Below are 19,103 nucleotides of genomic sequence, written 5' to 3'. Positions count from 1 at the left end.
CTTGATGCGTTCATCCAGCAAGCCGAAACATGTCCCTACTCTGAACTGACGGCTCTAAGGCTGCGGACTTGCTATGCAGCGGTGATCGTTTTGACGCCTGATAGAGAGGCAAGAGACTATCTACGTAGAGTTATGGCAGTTATGTCTAGAACTTTGCTTTAATATTGAACAAGACATCAAACGTTGGCTTCACTAAGATCTCAATAAGATGAAGGAGGTATGAAGACAGTAGTCATACATAGGCATTAGCCATGGTTGCATGGTAAGGCAACGGTCAATCGTTGATGCAATCGTTGATGGTATTGACTACCTCAAAGACAGGTATGAAACACGTTGGCTCAAGGTGTCTTTGGTTATGACTCTAGTCTAGGTAAGCCCGCCTCAGTGTCATGAACTGCACTTGTATCCCTCTCAGGAGCTAGCTCATGGTTAGACGACGATACTCGCTACAATCATGAGAATCTCTTTGCCTTGGTTTGCCCCTTCAAGAAGCGATCGCCTTCTTGTAACCTCATGCAAAGAACAACAACCCATGCTCATGACACCATGCCCAGACGTTGGGTAGATAGATAGAGGCTGTTGTACTCATCAGTGTTTTGCCTACCAGAAGATCCACGGGGCTGCTCTACGCTCACCTCAATGGAGAGGCGATCCACGTCATTACCTTAGCCTGTTAATAATGTCACTTTAAGAAATACCACGTTTAGCTAGCACAGTCAGCAGCCCATATTCACCCTAAGGCTGGCTCATGCTTGAGGGACGTCGTTGGCTTGAAGTTGATCAAGATAGGACTATCATGTCTGACCTGATGATTCACTGGTTTTAAGTCGATCAAGGGTTCAAGAGATGATGGATGAAGACTGCGGTTTGATCTGAAATGAATGTCAGTAGGTTTTGGTAAGGAAATAAAATAATGGCTGTCAGAAGAGGTGATGCTAGCAACAATCGGTTGCGGGGTACGGTTGAGGATGATCGGCTGTTTGGGCTGGGTGGTGATGATATCCTCCTGGGTCTGCAAGGTAATGACCTGTTAGACGGTGGTGCTGGCAGCGATCGCTTACTTGGCGATGCGGGCGATGATCGGCTGATTGGCGGCGGTGGTGGCGACTTTCTAGACGGCGGTACCGGCAGCGATCGCATGGAAGGGGGCGCGGGCAATGACATTTATGTTGTAGATAATGCAGGCGATCGCGTCATTGAGGCGTTGAACTCTGGCATCGATCTGGTCAATGCGTCTATTAGTTTCCGGCTAGGTGCAAATATCGAGAATTTGACCTTGACCGGAAACCAGGCGATCAACGGTACGGGTAACGATCTAGACAACACCATCCTGGGCAACAACGCCAATAACGTCCTTCGCGGATTGGATGGCGATGATGTCCTGCGCGGGCGCGGTGGCGATGACACCCTTCGAGGGGATAGGGGGAACGACACCCTCTTTGGCGATGCGGGTGATGATCGCCTGTTTGGCGACGCTGGCAATGATCGTCTCGATGGCGGCACCGGCGATGATGTCCTGAATGGTGGAACGGGCAACGATATCCTAGACGGTGGGGATGGCACCGATATCTTGATTGGCGACACCGGGCGCGATACCCTCCGGGGCGGGGCGGGCAACGACACGCTGCGCGGTGGAGCAGATGATGATGTCTTAGAGGGCGGTGATGGCGATGATCTGCTAGACGGTGGCACCGGAGCAGATATCATGCGCGGTGGGGCCGGAGATGATATCTATCTGGTCGATAACCTCGGCGACACGGCAATTGAAAATGCCAACGAGGGTCTGGATCTGGTGCGATCGCAGGTGTCGTTTACCCTAGGCGCTAACGTCGAAAACCTGATCTTGCTAGGAACGGGCAACCTGAATGGAGCCGGTAATGACCTCAACAACACCATCCTTGGCACCACGGGCAACAACATTCTTGAGGGCGGCGCGGGCGACGACTACCTAGATGGGGTGGGGGGTAATAATACTCTGATCGGCGGCACTGGAAATGATACCTATATCATTAGCGGCTTGGGCGATACCATCACGGAAGATCTAGGTGGTGGTATTGATACCGTCATCACTCGCTTCTCGACGGTACTAGCCCCCAATCTAGAAAATTTGATTCTGTTGGGAAATGATAATCTCAACGGCGTTGGTAATGAAGAAAATAATACGATTACCGGTAACGCTGGAGATAACCTGCTGCAAGGCAACGGCGGCAATGACGTGCTGATCGGTGGTGCCGGGCTCGATACCCTGCTCGGCGGGGATGGGAATGATACCTATATCCTCAATGATGAAGGTGACACAATTCTGGAAACGCCTGGCGGGGGAGCCGATACGGTCATTTCTACCCTACGCTCTTATACCCTGGCAGGTAATGTTGAAACCCTGATTTTAGGCGGCGCTAATAACCTGCGGGGCACAGGCAATGAGTTAGATAACACCCTGATTGGCAATAGCGGCAACAATACCTTATCGGGTGGCGATGGCAGCGATCGCATTGAGGCAGGCGACGGCAACGATACCCTAGATGGCGGCAGCGGCGATGATGTGATGATCGGCGGGCGCGGCAATGACATCTATGTCGTAGACAGTGCTGGCGATGTGGTGATCGAGGTGGTTAACGGCGGCATTGATACCGTAGTCGCTAGCGATTCCTATACCCTAGGCGATAACATTGAAAACCTGTTCCTGATCGGCACAGCAGATAGTGATGGCACGGGCAATGACCTCGCCAACACCATCACGGGGAATAATGGCAATAACCGCTTAGAAGGGCGCGGCGGCGATGATCTGCTGGTGGGCGGTGACGGCAACGATATCCTGGATGGCGGCAGCGGCATCGATGAGATGCGCGGCGGCACGGGCAATGATACTTACCTGGTCGATAACATTAGCGATCGCGTTGTTGAATATGCGAACGAAGGCATTGATCTAGTTATTTCCGACGTATCCTATTCCCTGGGAGCTAATCTAGAAAATCTTACCCTGGTCGGCACAGGCAATAATATTGGCTCGGGCAACGCGCTGGATAATACCATCCTGGGCAATACGGGTAACAATACTCTGATCGGCGGCGATGGCAATGACGTGCTGGATGGCGTCGGTGGACGCAATAGCCTGATCGGCGGTCGCGGCAATGATACTTACTTTGTTCGCCAAGTTGGCGACATTGTGGTAGAAAATGCCAATGAGGGTCTCGATACCGTCGTTTCAGATGTAAACTTCACGCTCGGGGCCAATGTTGAGAATCTGATTTTAGTGGGCCCCACCGGTAGCGAAAACCTCACAGGGGTGGGGAATGCCGGCAACAATACCATCACCGGCAATGCCGGGAATAACCTGCTGCAGGGCGGTGGCGGCAACGATGCCTTAATCGGTGGTGCTGGCGTCGATACGATGCAGGGCGGCACCGGCAATGATACCTACTACGTCGATAACAGCGCTGATGTGGTCACTGAAAATCCCAATGAAGGGACAGACGTGGTGATTGCTAGCGCTAGCTATACCCTATCCGGTAATGTCGAGCGATTGGTATTGCTGGATGGAGCCGTGAACGGGGTGGGGGATGCAGGTAACAATACCATTATTGGCAACGACGCCAATAACCTCCTTGACGGTCGGGGCGGCAGCGATCGCCTCGTGGGCGGCCGCGGCAATGATACCTACGGGGTAGATAACCTGGGCGATCGGGTAATCGAAAATGCCAATGAGGGTCTAGATACAGTCCTTTCGTCGGTTTCCTATACCCTAGGAGCCAATCTGGAGAACCTGACCCTGCAACCGGGGGCAGGTAACCTAAACGGTATCGGCAATGATGCCAACAACACCATCCTTGGCAACGAGGGAAATAATCGTCTAGAAGGACGGGGCGGCAACGATGTGATCATCGCGGGGGCAGGTAATGATCTCCTTGATGGCGGCACCGGCAATGATCTGATGATCGGCGGCACGGGGAATGATACCTACGTGATCGACAGCGCGGGCGATCGCATCACCGAAGCGGGCCCAGATACGGACATCGACACGGTCATTTCCAGCCTTAACCTCAACCTCTCTGCACCAGACTATGTCAACATCGAAAACCTAACCCTGGTGGGCGGAGCCACCCTAGGCACCGGCAATGATCGCAACAATACCATCATAGGTAACGCCAACGGCAATACCCTAGATGGCGGTGCGGGCAATGACGTGCTGATTGGCGGCAGCGGCAACGACATCCTACGGGGTGGCCTAGGAGTAGACGAGATGCGCGGCGGAGTCGGCAATGATACCTACTACGTCGATGACACCAGCGATCGCGTCATCGAAGCACCCAATGCCGGGCGCGATACGGTGATTTCCACGGTGAACTACACCCTGGGCGACAATATCGAAATTCTTATCCTCGACCCAACAGGCGGGGCCATCAACGGCACAGGCAACAGTCTAAACAACACCATTATTGGCAACGACAACAATAATGTTTTAGATGGTGGTGCAGGGGCCGATCGGATGATTGGCGGACGGGGCGACGATCGCTACATTGTCGATGATGAGGGCGATCGCGCCATTGAAACTGTAGCAGGCCCAGCCGGCGGCATTGACACCGTAGAATCCTCCGTGTCCTTTACCCTCGGGGCCAATCTAGAAAATCTGATCCTGACCGGTGCCACCGGCACTGAGGATCTAATCGGGGTGGGTAACGCAGGTCGCAATACCATCACCGGCAACGATGGCAATAATATCCTCGATGGGCGCGCCGGCAATGACGTGATGATCGGCGGTCTGGGCAATGACACCTACGTGGTCGATGCCGCTGGGGATGGGGTGGTGGAAGCCGTGGGCATCGGTGGCGGCATCGATACGGTGATCTCCTCGGTGTCCTATACCCTCGGGGCCAACCTAGAGAATCTGATCTTGGCAGCCGGGGCCGGCAACATCAACGGCTTTGGTAACGCCTTGGAGAATAGCCTGATCGGCAACGGGGGCAACAACACCCTCGATGGCGGAGCTGGAGCCGACTACATGGCCGGCGGGGCAGGCAATGATCGATATTTCGTTGATGATGAGGGCGATCGCGTTGTAGAAAACCCCGATGAGGGATTAGATACGGTAACCTCCAGCGTTTCCTATACCCTGGGGGCCAATATCGAAAATCTTACCCTAGTGGGCACGGCCGTCGTTGGGGTGGGCAATGGCGAGAACAACACCCTGCGCGGCAATGCCCAAGGGAATCTTCTCGACGGTGGCGCGGGCAACGATGTGATGATCGGCGGGACAGGCATTGATACCTATGTGGTAGACAGTCGCGGAGACGTGGTTGTAGAAACCGGTGCCGATCCCTTCGATACCGTGATTTCCTCGATTTCCTACACCCTCGGCAACACCTTAGAAAATCTGACCCTAAGCGGCAATGCCAACATTAACGGCACCGGCAATACGGCGAATAACACGATTCGCGGCAACACCGGCAACAATATCCTCGATGGCGGAGCCGGTGCGGATGTGCTGATCGGCGGCGGCGGTAGTAATACCTTTGTGGTAGATGACCTTGGCGATCAGGTGGTAGCAACGGGGCCGGGCATTGACTTGGTCATCTCCAGCGTCAACTACACCCTAGGTGCGAATCTAGAAAACCTCACCCTCAACGGCACCGGCAATATCAACGGCGTAGGTAATGATGTTGCCAATACCATCACCGGCAACGAGGGGAATAATACCCTGCTGGGGCTAGGCGGCAACGATCGCATCATCGGCGGGGCTGGCAACGACTACATCGACGGCGGCAACGGGTCGGACTACATGGCCGGCGGCACCGGTAGTGATACGTACCTTGTCGATAATGCTGGGGATGTCGTGGAAGAAGCGATCGCTGGCCCCCTAGGCGGCATCGATACCGTCATTTCAGATCTTTCCTTTACCCTCGGGGCCAATCTAGAAAACCTGATTCTCACCAACAATGGCCCCAACCTCAATATCAATGGAGTAGGCAACGCCGAGAACAACACGATCATTGGCAACGACGGCAACAACACGCTGCTGGGGGGAGCTGGTCGAGATGTGATCATCGGCGGGGCCGGCAATGACTACCTCGACGGCGGCAGCGGCGCGGATAATCTACGGGGCGGGGCCGGTAATGATACTTACCTCGTCGATAACCTCGGCGACGTGGTGGTCGAAGACCTCACCAACGCGGCCGGCGGCGGCATTGACCTGGTGATTTCCGATGTGTCCTTTACCCTAGGAGCCAATCTCGATAACCTCACCCTCACCAACAATGGTCTAAACCCCAACATCAACGGGGTGGGCAACGCCGAAAACAATACCATCCTCGGCAATAACGGCAACAATACCCTGCTGGGATTGGCGGGGAATGATGTGCTGATCGGTGGCGAGGGCGGCGATTACATCGACGGCGGTGCGGGCGATGACATTATGGTCGGCGGTGCGGGCCATGACACCTACGGGGTGGATGCTCTGGGCGATGTGGTTGAAGAAGCGATCGCTGGCCCAGCCGGCGGCATTGACCTAGTCCTGTCCGATCTGTCCTACACCCTGGGCGCTAATCTGGAAAACCTCACCCTGCGCGGCACGGCAGCGATCGGGGTGGGCAATGATGAAAACAACACGATCCTTGGTAACGCCGCTGATAACCAACTCCTAGGCGGCTTCGGCGATGATGTGCTGATCGGTGGCGGCGGTAATGACCGCCTAGATGGCGGCGTTGGCGATGACATCATGCGCGGCGGCATCGGCAATGATACCTACATCGTCGATTCCTTGGGTGATGTAGCAGCAGAAATCGTGGGCGGCCCCACCGGTGGTCTAGATCTGGTGATCTCCGACGTCAGCTTTACCCTGGGGGCCAATCTAGAAAACCTTACCCTCACCGGAACAGCCAACCTCACGGGGGTAGGGAATGCGGAAACCAACACCCTGCGCGGCAATGGCGGAAATAACGTCTTGGATGGTGGGGAAGGCGCAGACGTTTTGTTCGGCGGGGCTGGTAACGACGTCTTCCGGGTGGATAACCTGGGCGATCAGGTATTTGAAAATGCCGGCGAGGGCATCGATACCGTGGAATCCTTGGTGTCCTTTACCCTCGGCCCCAACCTAGAAAACCTTGTGTTACTAGGGGCAGATCCGATCAACGGGGTGGGCAACGGGGAAGTCAACACCATCCTCGGCAATGCTGGCGACAATACCTTGCTAGGACTGGCCGGCAACGATGTGATCCTGGGCGGTGAGGGCAATGACTATATTGACGGCGGCACCGACGATGACACCATGACCGGCGGCGCGGGCAATGATACCTACATCGTGGATTCCTTGGGCGATCGCGTCACCGAACGCACGGGTGAAGGCTTCGATACCGTCATTTCCTCCGTGTCTTTTACCCTAGCTCCCAACATTGAGCGGGTGATTTTGGTGGGCGTGGGGGATCTGAACGTCGTCGGTAACGACCAAGACAATACCCTCACCGGCAACGACGGCGATAATACCCTGCTCGGTCGTGGCGGCAACGATGTGTTGATTGGCCTCGGCGGCGACGACTACCTGGATGGCGGCAGCGGCAACGACATCATGCGCGGTGGTGCTGGCAATGACACCTACGTGGTGGATAGCCTGGGCGATCAGGTGATTGAAGACATCGCTGGCCCGGCGGGGGGGCTTGACCAGGTGATCTCCAGCGTTAGTTTTACCCTCACCCCCAACCTGGAAAACCTCACCCTCACCGGGAATGCCAACATCAACGGCATCGGCAACAACGGCAATAACACCCTCATCGGCAATGCTGGCAACAACCGTCTGGAAGGGCGCGATGGCAACGACGTCTTGGTGGGCGGCGGCGGCATCGACTTCCTGGTGGGCGGTGCCGGTGATGATACCTACTTTGTCGATAACAGCAGTGATGTGGTGGTGGAAGCCGCTGGTCAGGGTAATGATGTGGTTTTTGCCACCGCCTCCTACACCTTAGGGTCTGGGGTGGAAGTGGAGCGGTTGATTCTCCTGGGAGAAGACAATATCAACGGCACCGGCAACGAGTTTGACAACACCATCATCGGTAATGCTGGCAATAACCGTCTCGATGGCGGCACGGGCAGCAACCGCCTGGAAGGAGGTGCCGGCAATGATGTCTACGTGGTCAACAGCGTTGATGACATCGTGGTGGAAGCGGGCCCCGCCACCGATATCGATACGGTGGAAGCCAGCATCAGCTATACCCTAGGAGCCAATCTAGAAAACCTGATCCTCACGGAAGATGGCCTAGACCTTGACCTAATTGGGGTGGGGAATGCCCTCGACAACAGCATCATCGGCAACAGCGGTAACAATATCCTGGATGGCGGCGGCGGGGTCAACTACCTAGCCGGCGGCCGCGGGGATGACACCTACCGGGTCAACAACTCCAATGACGTCGTCGTTGAGCGGTTGAATGAAGGGATTGACCTTGTGGAAGCCACGGCCAGCTATGTGCTGGGTGACCATGTGGAAAACCTCACCCTGGTGGCCGGATCGGGGCCGATCAACGGGACGGGGAATAATCTCAACAACAGCATCATCGGCAATGAGTTTGTTAATATCCTCAGCGGCGGTGATGGCAACGACTACCTAGATGGCGGAGTTGGTGCCGACACCATGATCGGCGGGCTGGGCAACGATACCTTTATCGTAGACAACATCGGTGATGTGACGCTCGATAGCGGCCCCGGCATTGATACCGTTATTGCCGACGTGAGCTTTACCCTCGGTGCCAGTCTGGAAATCCTGATCCTTACGGATAATGGCCCCGACTTGGATATCAACGGTGTGGGTAACGACCAAGCCAACACCATCATCGGCAACTCAGGCAACAACATCCTGGATGGTCGTGGGGGGAGCGATCGCCTCCTCGGTGGCAGCGGTGACGATACCTACATCGTCGATAGCAGCGCCGACCAGGTGATTGAGCTGGCGGGCGAGGGCATTGATCTGGTTGTTGCCAGTGTCGGCTATACCCTGGGGGCCAACCTGGAAAACCTCACCCTCAGCGAAACCGCCCCCAACCTGAACATCAACGGCGTCGGCAATAATCGCAACAACACGATCACCGGCAACAGCGGCAATAATATCCTGGACGGTGGTGAAGGGGCAGATGTTTTACTGGGCGGTGCGGGCAATGATACCTACATTGTGGATGATGAGTTCGACCAAATCCTCGAAACCGGCCCCGCCACGGACTTGGATACGGTGATCGCCAAAATTAGCTGGACTCTGGCACCCCAGCTAGAGCAGCTCATCCTCAGCGAAGATGCTCCCAATCTGAACATCAACGGCACGGGCAACGACGGCAACAATACCCTCATTGGCAACTCCGGCAACAATATCCTGGATGGCGGTCTGGGCAATGACGTGATGATCGGCGGTGCGGGCAATGATATCTATATCGTGAATAGCACCCGCGATTCCGTTGTGGAGGCGTCGGGCGGCGGGACAGATACCGTGCGGTCTAGCGTCAACTTTACCCTGGGCGACAATATCGAACGTCTGGAGCTACAGGGCACCGGCAACGTCAACGGTACTGGCAGCGGTGGTGATAATGTGATCATCGGCAATGTCGGCAATAACGTCCTCGACGGCGGTGGCGGTCGCAACCGCTTGGAGGGTGGTGCGGGCAACGACACCTATATCATTACGGAAGACGACATTGTGGTGGAGGATGGCCCCGATACAGACATTGATACGGTTGTGGCGGGTTTCGAGGTGGATCTGCGGCAGGAGCCCTTCACCCGCATCGAAAACCTGACCATTTCTACCGATGCCAACCTTAACGGTTTTGGCAACGAGGCGAATAACGTTATCAATGGTGGATCGGGCAATAACCAACTGTTTGGCTTTGGGGGCGATGATAGCCTCAATGGCTTTGCGGGCAACGACACCCTGGTGGGCGGCAATGGCAACGATGTCCTGGTGGGCGGTAACGGCAACGATACCCTCATCGGCGGTCGCGGTACCGATACCCTAGAGGGCGGCAGCGGTCGCGATCGCTTCGTCTTCGATATTCTAGACGGCGCAGTGGATACTATCGTGGAGTTCACTGCGGGCAACTCCACCAATGCCGATCGCATCGTTCTCGATCTATCCGTCTTCACTCGCATTCAAAGCGACATCAACTTGGCAAACAACGGTCAAGAAACCGGCCCCTCCGGCTTCAGCCTGGAAGATGAATTTGCGGTCATTGGAGCCGTCAATGAAGCAACAGCGGCGATTGTCTACAACGAAGGTACCGGTGCCCTGGCCTATCGGGCCACGGCGGGCGGCGCTCTCACCCAGTTTGCGTTGCTGAATGGACGTCCCTCGATTAGCAACGAGGACTTCCTGCTGCAAGCCTAGGGTCTTGCCCCTGTTCCCAACACGAAAAAAGCGATCGCCTTCCTAGCCAGAAGAGCGATCGCTTGGATCACCGTCTACACCATGTCAAATCAAACTTATCCCAGGTCTTGGGCACCTCGATCAGGCAATGGACAAGCCATCGACAGGTCGCCCGAGCTGGTTGTAAACGTCGTCTCATCTCGATAGTGGCGGGGCGTTTGCAGCATCAACTGCCAAACCTTACCGATCTCTAAAAGATTAAAGCGATCGGGATAGAGTTCCTGAAGCAGCTCTTGCACCATCGGATAGTAGTCTGAATTCATACCAGGAAAGATATGGTGTTCCGTATGGTAAGAAAAGTTGAGATGGAGCACGTCAAAGATCTTAGGTACCCGCAGCGATATGCTGTTGATCAACGGATCATTCACCGGCGTCATGCGGCATAGCATATGGTTGGTGTAGATATAAATCATGGCACCGCAATAGCCACTCCAAATGGGCAGAAAATAGCCCAAGAGCAGCGGAATTGGATGCCAGCCCAGATAGCTAAGAATGCTCAGGTGAATGGCGATAACCACCAATAATTCCAGAGCGATCGCTTTTCGTTCCTTAGGGCTAACGGTAAAGGAAAACACTGGATATCGGGTTTTTCCATCATTGAATAACAACACCGCCGTGAGATTCCGAAAGGCATGGACAGCCCAAGACGATGTCATGCCCACGGCTAGCCAAAGAGGATGCACCTCTACCGACGGCACAAACAAATTCTGGATCCATTTACCCCAGCTTTTTGGCTGATCGAATAAGTAATTGCGATCGGGATCTTGGAGAGAATTGGTGTTGCTGTGATGCTCTCGGTTATGCACCGCCTTCCATAATGTGGGCGGCATCCACAACATCGACAGTCCGATCAAGCTCAGTACCTTCCTCAGCAAGGGCTGTTTCACCGCACTGCTGTGCATCAAGTCGTGGGTACTAAATAAGAGAATGATCACACTATTTCCCATGGCGATCGCCAGCGGCAGATAGAGCCATAGTAGATACCAAGACCACTGATCTAGATGCTTGGCAATGCCCCAGCCTAACAGTAAGATCGCAACATTGATGAGTAGAATAGCAACTTTGCTTTTATCGGGTAGAAATGCATCTGGAGGAAGTAAGGGACGGAGTTTCTTCGCATACTCTGCCTGACTTATCCAGATTTCACGATCAGTAACGTTCATAAAGTTCCGTAAATTTTTCAAGGATCAAATCTTTTGACATTCTTAAAATGTCAAGCCCAAGGTTTAGTTCAGCACTATCGTTGGCTTAACAGGTGTTGTTGACTAGTAACGAGCATTAAAACATCGAGCCCATCATTGTCACCCCACGCTAACCCCAGGACTCAGCAACGCCGTTTGCCGTTTGCCCACAGATGACTGGAGAGAGTGCAATGAGTCTCACTACTACCAAACAAACTGTTCAAGCCTATCTTCCGCTCATAGGAGATATTAGCCACAAGCATCCAATTGCTTATCAAACGAGTCGAGGAGCCGTCAAAGTATTCAACGCTTTACAGATGGCCGTAGCGGAGTCTTACATTAACGGTCTAGAGGTTCCCGACGCTGTTTTGCGATCGCTTTTTGATACCTGTATGCCAATTCTGTTCAAACATTTTCCATCTCTGCTAGCTCCCTACGACTGGGTACTGAATGAGACAGATCACGTGGCAGAAGGATCTCAGGATTTGATGAAAGTTCAGTACGACCTCCCACAGAAAATGTTTAAGCTGATGTTGGGGGACTGGGATTTAATGTATCCTAAATACACCATGGCGCTGTGGGAAAGGGGAGCTGCTGACCTTGAACAGGCGCAGATGCACATGGTCGATGACGCTATAGAGAAGCTCGGCATTCAAGATGGTGACCATGTCCTAGATGTGGGTTGTGGATGGGCTGCTGTCCCAAACTATGTCATGTCGAAATTCCCCAATGTTCGGTTTACAGGACTGAGTCTCAGCCATGAACAGTGCGAAGATGTTCGCCAGCGCATGAAGGATCCTAAGAGTTATCTTAGCTCAGACCGATTCACCTTGGTCGAAGGAGATTTTAACACAATTCAATTTGAAGAGACGTTTGACAAAGCTCTATCCATGGGTGTTTTTTGTCATGTTGGCAATTTGACCCACGCGTTTGAAAAAATTGCGTCTTTCTTGAAGCCTAAAGGTCAGTTCTTTTTGCATATTATTACGGTGCGTTTACCCAATAATGTCTCCAGTGTCTACACCCATCGGTATATTTTTCCCCATGGTCGCTACTGGAATTTTGATGCTCCCCCAGCCCGCAACCAACACCTAAAAACCGTGAAACGCTGGTATATGAACGGCAACAACTATTCCAAAACCTTTGCTAGCTGGCTCCAGCGCTTTGATGATCACTATGACGAGATCAAAGATCTTGATTATGGGATCGACTTTATAAAATTCCGTCGCATCTGGCGCTTTTACCTGATCTGGTTCGTTTCCAACTTTGCAAGTTGTGATGGTGAAATCAATGGTAACGGTCAATTTCTGATGACCCGCACCTAGTTCACTCCATAGTACAGAGCGATCGCTCCCCGTGCATTTCATGGGTGCCGAAAGGAGCGATCGCTTAAAGCAAGGCTGACAGCCCATGAAAGTGCCTGATGATAAACATAGATAAATGCCTATTGATAAATATCTTACTTAATTTAGATGCTGGGGCACAAAAAAGAGTCGCAAAAAGGAGTTGCAAAAAAGAGTATCGATGTATTTCCGGAACTAGTCCTCAATCCCAACCCCGTCAAAAAACTTATGTTGACCCAGCAGAGCAACATGGTAGCCTGATATCTCATGAGTCGGTTCTGATGGGGAGCAGCCATTGGAGAGCAGGGGCGATCGCTCCTGTTTAGGGAAAGTTCGGTGCAAGTCCGACGCTGTCCCGCAACTGTCATGATCATGGGTCTCTCATGGAGTAAAGAGAGAGCTAGGTCTCAGCCAGGATGCCTACCGATACAAAGCACACCCTACACATCTGCGAGGTACAGACCGTGTTCCATTCCATCACCACCGTTCAGCGTCCGGTGCGAGCGGGCATTATCCTAGCGCTAGCCCTGGGAGCGATCGCTCTCTACGCAACGCCTGCCCTGGCTCACCATCCCTTTGGTGGACAGACACCCACGACCTTCATGTCCGGATTTCTATCGGGGCTAGGTCACCCGGTCATTGGTCTCGACCATGCAACCTTTGTGGTGGCATCAGGTTTGCTAGCCGCACTCTGGCCGTCTGGCTTAGTCATTCCTTTGGGCTTTGTCCTATCATCCCTCCTGGGTACCAGTGTCCATCTACTCGGCTGGAATTTGCCCGCTGCGGAAATCTTCATCTCTGGATCCGTGGTGATGTTCGGTATTCTCCTGGCCCTGCGGCAGCAGTTGCCGCTCTTGCCTGTGGTGATCCTAGGGGCGATCGCCGGTCTCTTCCATGGCTATGCCTATGGGGAAGCGATCATTGGCGCAGAGATGATGCCGCTCGTGGCCTATCTCCTAGGCTTCACGGTCATTCAGGGGGCGATCGCCCTGGCCGCCTACGGTATAGCTCGCCGGGTGGATCTTCCCTCCACGGAACGTCCGCTATCGCTACGATTCGCTGGATTTCTTATCTGTGGACTCGGCACCGCTTTTCTCAGTGCCACTGTTCTCGGCTAAGAACCTGTAAAACCAGTTATTGTCAGGCGATCGCTCTTGAAGATCTTCACCCCAAACCTCTCTTTCAGGGCGGCAGAAGGGCTTGAAAGACCCTCACCCCCAACCCCTCTCCCAGGGCGGTAGAGGGGCTTGAAAAACCCTCACCCCAACCCCTCTCCCAAGGCGGTAGAGGGGCTTTGAAAGCAACCCATGCTCTGCACTCTTGCTCCCCTGCTCCCCTTGTGGGAGAAGGGGTTGGGGGATGAGGGGCAACGATGCGCCAGCCAGCTATCGGTGTAGGCTGCGTCATGCCTTGGATGTCTTCTAGATTGGTCAGGGAGAGAATCTACGCCAAGTTTAGCAGGCTGCCCCACATAGGATGGTTCAGCAGTGTTGAGGAGCGATCGCTTTTCTCTACAGTTCCCTAAAGGATGGCTATGCATAAAATTCCCGTAACTGTGATTACCGGCTTCCTCGGCGCAGGTAAGACCACCTTAATTCGCCATCTCTTGCAAAATAATCAGGGCCGACGTATCGCTGTCTTGGTGAATGAATTTGGCGAAATTGGTATTGATGGCGACCTGCTGCGTACCTGTCAGGTGTGCGATGAAGACGACCAGCCCAGCAATATTGTAGAACTGGCTAACGGCTGTCTCTGCTGCACCGTGCAGGAAGAATTTTTGCCGACGATGCAAACCCTGCTGCAGCGGCGCGAGCAACTGGATTGTATTGTGATTGAAACTTCAGGATTGGCACTGCCCAAACCTTTGGTGCAGGCGTTCCGCTGGCCCGAAATTCGCACCGGTGCCACGGTAGACGGCGTGATTACCGTGGTGGACTGTGAGGCGATGTCCCGTGGACAGGTGGTGGGCGATCTGGATGCCCTGAACGCTCAGCGCCAGGCGGATGATAGCCTCGACCATGAAACCCCGATTGAAGAATTATTTGAAGATCAGTTAGCCTGCGCCGATTTGGTCTTGCTCACCAAGGGCGATCGCATTTCCCAGGGCGATCGCCAGCGGGTGGAAGCTTGGCTGCGGCAGGAGCTGCGGCCGGGCGTGAAGCTGGTGCCGTGCCACCAGGGAGCGGTGGCAGCGGAGGTGCTGCTGGGCTTCAATGCGGCGGTGGAAGACGACCTAGGTCAACGCCCCAGCCACCATGATCACGACCATGATCACAGCCATGATGACCATGACGACGATATCCAAGCGGTGCCGCTGATCGGTGGCGAATGCGATCCAGAACGCTTGGTGGAGGAGCTGCGGCAACTGGTGCAACAGCAGGAGATCTATCGCATTAAGGGCTTTGTTGCGGTGCCCCATAAGGCGATGCGCTTGGTGTTGCAGGGGGTGGGCGATCGCTTTGATCACTTCTATGATCGTCCCTGGAAACCTAGTGACCTGCGACAAACCCAACTGGTGGTCATTGGTCGGCAACTGGATGCAGCAGGTTTACAGCGTCAGTTTGCAGCGATCGCGCCGAGATTACAGGTCATCAATCCTGGTTAACCTAATCTCGGTCTACCCAATCCCGCATAAGATAGAACGGATGCGTTTCATCGGACAATACCATGCGGGTTATTGGGCTAATCAGCGGCACATCAGTGGATGGAATTGATGCAGCATGGGTCACCCTAACGGGCACGACCTTTGATTTATCCGTGGAGGTCGTCGGCAGTGCTACCTACGCCTATCCCGACGAACTGCGATCGCAGATTCTGCGGGTCTGTCATGGTGAGCCCATATCGTTGCCGGATCTGGCAGCTCTGGATGATGCTATTGCCCATCAGTTTGCCCAAGCGGCGATCGCCCTGCAAGCCGCCCATGGCCCCGTTGATCTGATCGGCTCCCATGGACAAACGGTCTTCCACCGTCCCCCCGGTCAAGGCGCAGACCTAGGCTACACCGTCCAACTGGGTCGGGGAGAGGCGATCGCCCACCAAACCCATTGCACCACAGTGAGTAATTTCCGAGCCGCCGACATGGCCGCAGGCGGTCAGGGTGCGCCCCTCGTGCCTCCCATCGATGCTTGCTTGCTCAGCCATCCCAAATATCATCGCTGCGTGCAAAATCTCGGCGGCATCGGCAACGTCGCCTACCTCCCGCCCCGGCCTCTGCAGCAAACCGACCATCCCGAAACCCTCGCCGCCTATCGTCAGCAGGTGCGCGGTTGGGATACAGGCCCCGGTAACGTGTTGATCGATTTGGCCGTCTATCACCTGTCCAACGGTCAGCAAACCTATGATCAGGACGGAGCATGGGCTGCCAGCGGCACGGTACAAGACGCCTTGGTCGAACAATGGCTCCAGCAGGACTTTTTCCACGCTCCACCGCCCAAATCCACCGGTCGAGAGTTATTTGGCCAGGCCTATTTAGAGCAATGCCTAGCCGATGCCGCCGCCTACCACCTCTCCCCAGCCGATCTCCTAGCCACCCTCACTGATCTAACCGCCGCCTCTATTGCCCACAGCTATCAAACCTTCTTGCCCTGCCTGCCAGATCAGGTCGTCCTCTGTGGTGGCGGCAGCCGCAATCGCTATCTACATCAGCGCATTCAGGCCCATCTGCCCACCTGCGAGGTCATGACCAGCGACGACATTGGGATGCCCGCCGATGCCAAAGAAGCGATCGCCTTTGCCATCTTGGCCTATTGGCGTACCCAGGGAATTCCCGGCAATCTCCCGGATGCAACCGGGGCCAGTCACGCTGTATTGTTGGGAGATCTCCACCATGCACTCTAACGCCAGCCGCTACCCCCTTGCCTTCAGTCCATCCATCCCCACAGAATTGAACCAGGAGACGGGCGGTAACCCGTGCCCGTTACCAGGGGTGGATCGAGATGCCATGTTGTGGGAGGAGCTAGGGAGAACATCACCGTGAGTCATACCTTTTTGATGGAAGCTGGACGCTGGCGGCTGCAGGGCAGTTGGCTAGAACGCGACGGTATGCCCATTCCTGTGAAGGGAAAAATTTTAGTGGCCTGGAGCAAAGACGACTGGTACACCATGGTGACCAAGCTAGAATTTCCTGGCTCAGAGCGCGAAGGCGTATCCTATCAATATCGCGGTCGGCTGAACCTTGGCGATCGCCAATATACCTTTGTGCTGCAGCATAGCCTGCTCGGCAAGGTGGAAGGCGAGGGCTGGGTGGCTCCTGAATCCATTGTTCAACGGTATTGGGTGTTGGGCGATCGCCAACGCCGCACGGGCTTTGAAACGCTCTACCAGCTCAGCGACGATGAATACTATATGTCTAGTGGCGTCATGGCGGGGCATTACCTCACCAGCGCCATGGAAGCACGGCTGGCTCGGGTCAAGCACAATGAGTAGGAACGTCTCCAGCCTCCATCCCATCACCGCCCAAAGTTTTGCCATTATTGATCAAGAAATCGGTTCTCACCCTTGGAATGCGGCAGAATACGCCATTGTCCGCCGGGCCATCCATTCCACAGCAGATTTTGACCTGAGCGCGCTTTTCCACTTCAGCTCCGGAGCGATCGCCGCCGGCATCCAAGCCATCCACACCCATGTCCCGATTGTGGTTGATGTGCGCATGGTGGCCATGGGCGTCGCTAGCACCGTAGCGCAGACCAAATCGCCCCTCTACTGTGCCCTAGATTTTGACGGCGACGGCAGCACCCGCACCGCCGCCGGCATGGCTACCGTTGCCCGCCACTATCCCCACAGTATCTTTGTGGTGGGCAACGCCCCCACGGCCCTGCTGACCCTCGTGGACTTGATCCAAGCCGGAGACATCGCTCCAGCGCTGATCATCGGTGTCCCGGTAGGATTCGTGGCCGTGGAGGACGCCAAACATGCTCTATCTCAGGTTTCCGTCCCCCAGATTCAGGTGCGAGGACGCAAAGGCGGGTCGCCCGTCGCCGCCGCCATTGTCAACGCTTTAATCCAACTGGCGATCGCCCCTGAGGAAGCCGCCCCCTAAGGCTCCACGTTGGCCCACCGTGCCAACAGATCGCTAGCCGTCGGATCCTGGGCCAACACCACTCCACCCCGGTCAAACACCAGCGTGCCAATCGTCAGGGCGCGATCGCTATATTTCAGCGCGTAGGCGATCGCCCGTTCACTGACCCTCGTGGCCATCTTTTGGAAGACCTGCTCCCCGATTCCCTGCTCCGCCAGATAGCGCTGGGCCGCATCCGCCGTCTTTGCTGCTAGCACCCTGCGGATCTGAGCCAGGCGATCGCCCTCCCCTGGCACCTGAGCCAACATTGCCGCTAGGATTTCCAGGCGTCCATCCGCCACATGGCTCGACGTATTGAAAATACCGCCCGCCAGCTTCACCAACTTGCCGTGGTAGCCCAAAAGCAACACAGACGACACCTCCAGCGCCCCCGCCTCCACCAGCATCGCCCCTAGCCAATTCCCCGTTTGCACTTGTACTGCTTCCGGAATGCCTAGGCGCTGCGCCACCTGCCGCCCATTGTTGCCAATACAAAACACTAGGTGGGGCTGGGTTGCCGCCGTCTGCCCCAGGGTCTCGCGAAACGCCTCCAGATGATCCGCCACCGAAAGCGGCTGGGCAATGCCGCTCGTCCCCAGCAGGGCCAAACCGTCCAAGATACCAAAGGCTGCATTTGAGGTGCGCTGGGCCAGTTGCGCCCCCTCCGGCATAATGATCCGTACCGTTAGGGAGCGATCGCTGGGAATCCAGGGCAGCAGGTTCGCCTCAAACAACTGTCGGGCATAGCGATAGATGGCCGCCTCCCCCTCCGCCGTCCGTCCCAGCCCCTCCCCAGCTTCGAGAATCAAGGGTTGAGCCTGGCGATCGCCCCACTGCACCCAAGCCCAAATCGGCGTATGGCGCGTCAGGTCTAGGTTATCCCCCGGATCACTACGGCAAATCGCCAAGGCTGTCCGATCATCCACCTGAGCCACCTGCTCAATGGGAATCATGGCCGATCCTGGCAACAGATGCAGCTCGATCTGGGAGGGCGATCGCTCATAGCCATTCAAATGCAGCACTGCCGCCTTCGCTGCCGCCACGGCAAACACCGGCAAGGTATATCCTGTTTTAGCCATCATGCCCCTTGAAGAAATGGTTTTTAAATATCTAAAGGTAAGTCATTTATTGTCTTG

The 19,103-nt window shown here is 55.1% G+C and carries 9 protein-coding genes and 1 riboswitch; of the genes, 7 read left to right on the top strand and 2 right to left on the bottom strand.

Going from position 1 to position 19,103, the window contains the following annotated elements; translation table 11 throughout:
- Window positions 1-913 precede the first annotated feature (913 nt).
- Window positions 914-10,348: a hypothetical protein gene (locus JUJ53_RS15310; protein WP_204152878.1), complete on the top strand. Its 9,435-nt coding sequence runs from the start codon at window positions 914-916 to the stop codon at window positions 10,346-10,348.
- Between the two features lie 95 nt (window positions 10,349-10,443).
- Here JUJ53_RS15310 and JUJ53_RS15305 read toward each other — a convergent pair whose 3' ends face one another.
- Window positions 10,444-11,550, bottom strand: a complete 1,107-nt coding sequence (locus JUJ53_RS15305; RefSeq protein WP_204152877.1) for a fatty acid desaturase — start codon at window positions 11,548-11,550, stop codon at window positions 10,444-10,446.
- Between the two features lie 209 nt (window positions 11,551-11,759).
- Here JUJ53_RS15305 and JUJ53_RS15300 point away from each other — a divergent pair, with 209 nt between their 5' ends.
- The 6 genes from JUJ53_RS15300 (at window position 11,760) to JUJ53_RS15275 (ending at window position 17,949) form a co-directional block, all read left to right on the top strand.
- Window positions 11,760-12,893, top strand: a complete 1,134-nt coding sequence (locus JUJ53_RS15300; protein WP_204152876.1) for a class I SAM-dependent methyltransferase — start codon at window positions 11,760-11,762, stop codon at window positions 12,891-12,893.
- Window positions 12,894-13,190: 297 nt separating this feature from the next.
- Window positions 13,191-13,354: riboswitch (cobalamin riboswitch) on the top strand.
- Window positions 13,328-14,029, top strand: a complete 702-nt coding sequence (locus tag JUJ53_RS15295) for a HupE/UreJ family protein (protein WP_204152875.1) — start codon at window positions 13,328-13,330, stop codon at window positions 14,027-14,029. (Overlaps the previous riboswitch by 27 nt.)
- A 416-nt stretch (window positions 14,030-14,445) precedes the next feature.
- Window positions 14,446-15,516, top strand: a complete 1,071-nt coding sequence (gene cobW, locus JUJ53_RS15290) for a cobalamin biosynthesis protein CobW (RefSeq protein ID WP_204152874.1) — start codon at window positions 14,446-14,448, stop codon at window positions 15,514-15,516.
- A gap of 62 nt (window positions 15,517-15,578) precedes the next feature.
- Window positions 15,579-16,748 carry an anhydro-N-acetylmuramic acid kinase gene (locus JUJ53_RS15285; protein ID WP_204152873.1) on the top strand — a complete coding sequence of 390 codons (1,170 nt, stop codon included), beginning with the start codon at window positions 15,579-15,581 and terminating at the stop codon, window positions 16,746-16,748.
- Window positions 16,749-16,883: 135 nt separating this feature from the next.
- Entirely contained in the window at window positions 16,884-17,336 is a 453-nt protein-coding gene (locus tag JUJ53_RS15280) for a hypothetical protein (protein WP_204152872.1), read from the top strand.
- The gene (locus tag JUJ53_RS15275) at window positions 17,329-17,949 is read left to right on the top strand and encodes a precorrin-8X methylmutase (RefSeq protein WP_204152871.1); all 621 of its coding nucleotides are present in this window, start codon (window positions 17,329-17,331) and stop codon (window positions 17,947-17,949) included. Before JUJ53_RS15280 ends, JUJ53_RS15275 begins: the two co-directional genes overlap by 8 nt.
- Here the strand turns inward: JUJ53_RS15275 and cbiD are convergent.
- Entirely contained in the window at window positions 17,946-19,046 is a 1,101-nt protein-coding gene (gene cbiD, locus JUJ53_RS15270; protein ID WP_204152870.1) for a cobalt-precorrin-5B (C(1))-methyltransferase CbiD, read from the bottom strand. The genes JUJ53_RS15275 and cbiD overlap by 4 nt on opposite strands.
- Window positions 19,047-19,103 lie beyond the last annotated feature (57 nt).

The sequence above is a fragment of the Leptolyngbya sp. CCY15150 genome (genome assembly GCF_016888135.1).
Lineage (GTDB): Bacteria > Cyanobacteriota > Cyanobacteriia > RECH01 > RECH01 > RECH01.
The sequence above is the reverse complement of the archived record's forward strand: the minus strand, read 5'-3'. Positions and strand labels throughout refer to the sequence as shown.